This is a genomic window from Lactobacillus johnsonii ATCC 33200, assembly GCF_000159355.1.
GTDB lineage: Bacteria > Bacillota > Bacilli > Lactobacillales > Lactobacillaceae > Lactobacillus > Lactobacillus johnsonii.
Genome location: NZ_GG670124.1, coordinates 1 through 1,761 on the forward strand (window position 1 = coordinate 1; position 1,761 = coordinate 1,761).

The window sequence follows — 1,761 nt, forward strand, 5'->3', positions numbered from 1 at the left end:
AAATAAAAATCATTTTAATCTAAAGTTCAAAAAAACAAGACTCCCTAAATAAAGGAAGTCTTGTTTTTGACTAGTATTGAGATTTAGTTTTTGTGTTTCTTATCATGACTATGAAGACTATCAAAACCAAACATTGCTGCAAAACTTGCTAATAACATTCCGAGTAAACCAATAATGCTATTATCAGCTTCACCAGTCTGTGGGAGTTTAGGCTCTGCTATTTCAGTATGGTCTTGCTTTGCAATTTTAGTCTTAATAATCTTTCTTTCCTTCTTATACGCATCCATCTTCTTTGGATTAGTTTTATCTAATTTATCCTTAGCTTTTACATTTTCAAAATGTTCATCAGACGATATTTCAGAATCAGGTTGATCACCAGGATTACCAGGGTTACCATCTGGTGCATAAGTTACAGTTATTACCCTGTTCAAATCATCTGGAGTTACTGTTGCACCACCTGCTACAGCCTTATCAGCGTGGTATCCAGGAATTACTGGAGTATCAACATTGCCAAAGGTATGGCTTTGCACATTCCATGGAGTTACGCTAATGATATTCCCAGTTACATTGTCGAAGGTAATTTCACGAGTAAATATGAAAGTTTGATTGTTATCAGCAGGCGTCTTATCACTAGCGCCAACGTAATGGATAGTTTGAGTACCTGTTCTCTTAACCTGGTATTCATCCGTCCCATCTGGATACTTAGGGCCATCTGGGTTATCAGGATCTACTGGCTCGCCAGGCTTGCCCGGATTTTCCGGAGTAACGGTGATCGTGCCGTGGCTCAGGTGAACCGTGAAGGCTTGATCATTGGAATCGTCGTTGTCAAAGACAACCTCGTTGCCGTTGGTATCGTCACTTACCAAAGTGTAGCCAAGACCAGTGTAAGTGTCGATTGCGGCCTTGGTGGTGTAGCCGCTCTTGGCGCTCGTTACGCCGTTCAAATTGTCGACCTTCAGGGTCTTCCCGGTCTTGTCGTCAACGTAAGTTACGCTAGCCTTTTGGGCATCGGCACTGTACTTGACGGTTTCGGTAATGTCGGCTGCGTCGTGTGCCACGTTCTTGTTGGATACGGTCTTCTTGTCAGGCGTGTAGCCCTTTACGCTTGGTGAATCCACGTCCTTGAAGTCCTGATTTGCTGACCACTTAGTTTCTAGCACTTCGCCGTTCACCTTGTCGATGACCTTAGAAGCAGTGTAGGACAGTGAGTCATGAACCGCATCAGGTGCCTTTGACCCGTCAATCATCACGTAGGTGATCGTCCGGTTAACGGTGTCAGTCAAGCCGGTCTTGTCCGTTCCATCTGGGTACTTAGGGCCATCTGGGTTATCAGGATCTACTGGTTCACCCGGCTTACCTGGGTTTTCAGGCGTTACTGTGGTTGTGCCGTGCTTTAAATGGACATTAAAGACTTGATCTTGCTGATCGTTATCGTCAAAGTTAAAACCGCCACCTGGATAATCATTTGAAACAAGTTCATAGCCCTTATTTTTAAATTCTTTAATTCGATCAATTGGCGTGTAGTCTTCATGTTCATTGGTTCTGCCTGAGAAGTCGTCATGAGTTAAAGTCTTACCCGTATTATCGTCAATATAATTAATGCGACCTAATTGAATATCTGGCGAGTAAGTAACCGTTACTTTACGATCTTGCGTATCAAAGTTAGCTGTTTGACCAGCTACTTTATCTTGATCCGGTGTGTAACCGGTGATTGCAGGCGTTACAACATCATCAAACTTTTGACTGTCAGCTGGTGTCCAT

General features: G+C 43.2%; 1 protein-coding gene. It reads right to left on the bottom strand.

The genetic code is table 11. The annotated features are described in order from the left end of the window. Positions 1 to 83: 83 nt before the first annotated feature. Positions 84 to 1,761: mucin-binding protein (locus HMPREF0528_RS08530; RefSeq protein ID WP_169302916.1), on the bottom strand; the 1,678-nt coding region annotated here is incomplete at its 5' end.